Source organism: Streptomyces sp. NPDC006283, from assembly GCF_040613325.1.
In the GTDB taxonomy this organism is placed as follows: domain Bacteria; phylum Actinomycetota; class Actinomycetes; order Streptomycetales; family Streptomycetaceae; genus Streptomyces.
Window position 1 is genome coordinate 1 of record NZ_JBEXRZ010000360.1, and the last position, 3891, is coordinate 3891.

4 protein-coding genes are annotated in these 3891 nt (G+C 73.0%); all 4 read left to right on the forward strand.

Annotated features, from left to right (window positions below; genetic code table 11):
• Window positions 1-218 precede the first annotated feature (218 nt).
• Window positions 219-1436, forward strand: a complete 1218-nt coding sequence (locus ABZ070_RS35840; RefSeq protein ID WP_356640220.1) for an aminotransferase class I/II-fold pyridoxal phosphate-dependent enzyme — start codon at window positions 219-221, stop codon at window positions 1434-1436.
• 46 nt (window positions 1437-1482) lie between these two features.
• Window positions 1483-2718 carry a beta-ketoacyl-[acyl-carrier-protein] synthase family protein gene (locus tag ABZ070_RS35845; protein WP_356640222.1) on the forward strand — a complete coding sequence of 412 codons (1236 nt, stop codon included), beginning with the start codon at window positions 1483-1485 and terminating at the stop codon, window positions 2716-2718.
• Window positions 2715-3530, forward strand: coding sequence for a MaoC family dehydratase (locus ABZ070_RS35850; RefSeq protein ID WP_356640224.1), 816 nt, complete (start codon window positions 2715-2717; stop codon window positions 3528-3530). Before ABZ070_RS35845 ends, ABZ070_RS35850 begins: the two co-directional genes overlap by 4 nt.
• Window positions 3527-3891, forward strand: a 365-nt coding sequence (locus ABZ070_RS35855) for an AMP-binding protein (protein WP_356640225.1), incomplete at its 3' end; no start/stop codon positions are given. The genes ABZ070_RS35850 and ABZ070_RS35855, both read left to right, overlap by 4 nt.

Below are 3891 nucleotides of genomic sequence, written 5' to 3' on the forward strand. Positions count from 1 at the left end.
ATTGTCGCCACATTCAACACTGGCTAAAAAACATACCCGCGGGAATAAGTGGGAACCAGCGACTCCGGTATTTGTCCTTTGATCGAAATTCGATCAAATCTCGCCCCCGCAACGGCAGTTCGCGCACGTCAAAGGTGCTGTTGCGCCCGCCTTGCGGGCCGGCGCATAGAAAAGACGGCGCGCCTGGACAGACCCGAGAAGTGGATGAGGAGACGCACGTGAACGCATCCGGAGGATGGGAACGCCTCGAGCCGAAGCTGGCGGCGACACGACGCCGCGTCCAGGCCCTCGAATGGGAACCCGAGCGCCGCAACAGCTTCGTCGCCTACACCGTCGAACGCGACAGCGCCTACGCAGACCTCGACGGCCGCCGCCTGCTGATGATGTCCGGCTACAGCTACCTGGGCCTGGCCGGCGACGAGCGTGTCGTCGCCGCCGCGAAGGCCGCCGTCGACCTCTACGGCACCGGCAACCACGGCGTGCGGGCCCTGGCCGGATCCATCCCCCTGCACGAGGAACTGGAGGCGGAGGTCGCCCGGTTCGCCGACCGCGAGGCCTCCATGGTCTTCGGTTCCGGCTACGCCGCCAACACCGGCACCGTCGGCGGCCTCGTCGGCCCCGGCGACACCGTGTTCATCGACAAGTACGACCACGCCTCCATCGTCGACGGCTGCCGCCTGTCGGGGGCTACCGTCACCCGCTTCCGCCACAACGACGTCGACCACCTCGACCGCCGGCTGCGGGCCGCGAGCCCCGACGGCGTGCGGCTCGTCATCGTCGACAGCGTCTACTCCATGGACGGCGACATCGCCCCGCTGCCCGAGCTGCGCAAGGTCTGCGACGAGCACAACGCCCTCCTCATGGTCGACGAGGCCCATGCGCTCGGCGTCATCGGCAAGACCGGCCGCGGCATCGAGGAACACTTCGATCACAAGGCCCGGGTCGACGTCAAACTCGGCACCCTCTCCAAGGCGATCCCCTCCATGGGCGGCTGGATCGCGGGCCCCGCCGAGCTCATCGGCCATCTGCGCTACGCCGCACGGCCGTTCCTGTTCTCCGCCGCCCTCGGGCCCGCCCAGGCCGCGGCCGCCCTCGAGTCGCTGCGCATCCTGCAGCGCGAACCCGAACGCGTCGCCCACATCCAGCACCAGTCCACCCGCCTGCGGAACCTCATCAACGCGGAAGGCCTGCGCACCCAGGACAGCGAGACCGCGGTCCTGCCGCTGATCGCCGGCTCCGACGACGCGGCCTACGACCTGGCCACCGCCTGCCGCAGGAACGGCGTCATCGGCCTGCCCGTGGTCACCCCCGCCGTCCCCAACGACCTGGCACGGCTGCGGATCGCGGTCACCGCCCGCCACACCGAGGCCGACATCGACTTCGCGGCCCAGGCGTTCCTCGCCTCCGCCCGCGAGTGCCGCATCATCCCGGCCTGAGACGCCGGGGAAACGCAACCCAGGGAAACGGAACGGGGAACCCACCATGGCAACCTCCACCCCGCCCCCGGTCGTGATCACCGGCATCGGCGTGGTCACACCGGCGGGCTGCACCCCCGACGCGCTGTGGGCGGCACTGCGCGCCGGCCGCTCCACCGCCGCCGAACTCACCCACCTCGACCTCGCCCGCCACCGGGTACGGATCGGCTGCCGCGTCACCGGCCTCGACGACGTCGGCCTCGTCGGCGCCAAGGACGCCCGCCGGATGGACCCGTTCGCCCTGTACGGAACCACCGCCGCCCTCGCCGCACACCGCGACGCGGGCGCCCCCGCACCCGACCCGGACCGCACCGCCGTCGTGGTCGGCAACGCGGTCGGCGGGCGGGCCACCAGCGACCTGGAGTCCGCGCACTTCACCGAGCACGGCCCCCATCGCGTCAACCCGCTGATGCCGCTGATGACGATGCCCAACGCGGCCGCCGCCCAGATCGCCATGCGTCTTTCCTGGACCGGCCCCGCCACCACCATCGCCACCACCTGCGCCAGCGGCGCCGACGCCATCGGCCAGGCGATGCTGCTGCTGAAGACCCACCGCGCCGACGTCGTCATCGCAGGCGGCTGCGAGTCCACCCTCACCCCCGTCACCCTCGCCGGATTCGGCAACCTCAACGCCGTGTCCCTGCGCAACGACGAACCGGAGCACGCCTCACGGCCCTTCGACGCCGACCGCGACGGGTTCGTGATGGGGGAGGGGGCCGGATTTGTCGTCCTGGAGCGCGCCGACGACGCCCGCGCCCGCGGCGCCCGCCCCTACGCCGAGGTCGCCGGCTACGGCGCCACCGCCGACGCCCACCACCTGTCGATGCCGCTGCCCGACGGCGCGGGCGCCGCCCGCGCCATGACGAGCGCCCTCGCCGACGCGGGCCTCACCCCCCGCGACATCGCCCACATCAACGCCCACGGCACCTCCACCCCCCACAACGACCGGGCCGAAGCCACCGCCCTGAACAAGGTGTTCGGCACAGGCGGCCCCCCGGTCACCGCACCCAAGGGCGTCATCGGCCACCTCATCGGCGCCGCCGGCGCCGTCGAACTCATCGCCGCCACCCTCGCGATGCGCGCCCGCGAAGTACCGCCCACCGCCAACCACCAGCGCCTGGAGCCAGGATTGGACATCGACGTGGTCCACAGCAGCCCCCGCACCATCGCCTCCGGGCCCGCCCTGTCGAACTCCTTCGGCTTCGGCGGACACAACGCCTCCCTGGTGGTGGTGCCGGTATGACGACCACCCCCGCCCCCGCGCGCACCGCCCAGCGCACCGCCTCGGCCCAGGACATCGACGCCTACCGCGCCGCCGTGCGCCTGGGCCTGCCCGCCGCGCCCACCCCCCATGCCTCACCCGTGCACACCTTCGTCCTCGCCCACAACCTGGCCGACAAGACGGTGCGCGCCCTCACCACTCCCGAGGAGACGTCCGTCGTCCACCTCGGCCAGGACATCCGCCTCGAGCGGCCCGTGCGCGCCCGCGAACAGGTCACCGCCGCCCTCGACGTGCTCGCCGCCCGCCGCGAACCACGAGGCACCCGCATCGCCGTGCGCACCCGCCTCACCGGCGACGACGGCGTCGACTTCGCCGAACTGCTCACCCACGCCCTGCTCGTCGGCGCCAAGAACATCGAGCCGTTCGGCGACATACCCGCCGCGAGCGCCCCCGCCCCCACCGGACCCGTCGGCGAGCCGGCCACCGCCTGCCACACCCTCACCCCGGCAACGATCCGCGCCTACGCCCACGCCTCCGGCGACCTCAACCCCATCCACCTCGATGAGGAAGCCGCCCGCGCCGCCGGATTCGACACCGTCATCGCCCACGGCATGAGCGTCATCGCCCTGGCCTGCGAGGAGATCGCCGACCGGTACGCCGACGGCGACATCACCCGCATCCGCTCCGTCGGCGGCCGCTTCTCCGCCCCCGTACCGCCGGGCGAGCCGCTCGACATCACTCTCCAGCCCGACGCCGCCCACAGCACCGTGCGCTTCGCCTGCCGCACGGCGAACGGGCCCGCCGTCAAGAGCGGATGGGCGCAGCTGCGATGAGCGGCCCCACCGGCCTCGTCGCAGGCTTCCTCACCCAGGTGCGCCGCCACCCCGACGCCCCGGCCCTGATCCGGCACGGCGAGCCCACCAGCTACCGCGCCCTGTACGAGGCGGCCGGCCGCGAACGCGAACGTCTCGCGGTCCTCGGCATCGCCCCCGGCGACCCGGTCGGCATCCTCGCCCGCACCTCGCCCGCCGCCATCGCCCTCGTGCTGGCCTGCCTGCTGTCGAGGCGGCCGTTCCTGCTGCCGTCCCCGGCGCTCGCCGGCACCCGGCTCGCCGACCTGTTCGCCCAGGCAGGCTGCGCCCGGGTGCTGACGCCCGCGAGCCCGCAAGGCTCCGGGCGGGCGGCCCGGGCACC

Bases quoted from the DNA above. Each gene is read 5' to 3' on its own strand.
- ABZ070_RS35845 (WP_356640222.1), top strand. From the start codon at position 1,483: ATGGCAACCTCCACCCCGCCCCCGGTCGTGATCACCGGCATCGGCGTG.
- ABZ070_RS35850 (WP_356640224.1), top strand. From the start codon at position 2,715: ATGACGACCACCCCCGCCCCCGCGCGCACCGCCCAGCGCACCGCCTCG.